Here is a 705-nt window from a genome sequence, read left to right as displayed (position 1 = left end):
CATATTGTCCGTACAGGTCAGCAACGAGGTCCCCCGGGACGGAGGCCAGGTAGGTGACAAAGTCGTTGCTCTTGCCTTCGGTCTGCAGGACCGGCAGGCCCTGCGGCAGCCACGAATCGAGCTCAATTTCGATCTCCGCCCGTCCGCTGTTGGATTGCTGAATCTGGTGGAGACGCTGAAGATCCCAAATGTGGTACTCGATTGGCACCCCGTCCAGCTCGGAGTTGACGACGTCCTTCATCCGGTCGCTGATTCGGGCGTCGGTCAGAAGGTAGAGGCGGTATCGGCTGACGTTGCGGCCCCGGGACCGCAGGTCGCGGGCGAGCTGGTAGGCGATCGAGCTTTCTTCCAGTGCGTCTTCGAGGAAGTTTTGTACTGACTCGGTAAGGAAGTATTCCAGCGCCCTGAGGTGCTTTTTGGCCTCCGGCGTGGACAGGACGTCAATGTCCTCCGTGCCGCTCCAATGGACAACTGCCAGTGAAATCTGTCCGTCATTATCGTCCAGGTCGAAACCGTCGACGGCCAGGTTCTGGTGTCTGGATCCCAATCCCTCGTAGTGGAAAACCTGGAGGTTGTCGATCTCCTCGACATCGGAGAGTTTGTCCGCCATCAGATTGGCGAATGCGCCGGCCGCGAAATCGTTTTCCGCTTCTGCCCGTGCCCGGACGTCAGATTGGAGAGTCAGATGGAATTCCTGAATGTTCA

General features: G+C 58.4%; 1 protein-coding gene. It reads right to left on the bottom strand.

Annotated elements, in window-relative coordinates:
• Nucleotides 1-610, bottom strand: a 610-nt coding sequence (locus AC5RVV_RS17720; protein ID WP_494002664.1) for a hypothetical protein, incomplete at its 3' end; no start/stop codon positions are given.
• Nucleotides 611-705: the final 95 nt, after the last annotated feature.

This window comes from Arthrobacter sp. MDT2-34-1, assembly GCF_059091365.1.
This window is presented reverse-complemented; position numbering and strand designations above follow the sequence as displayed.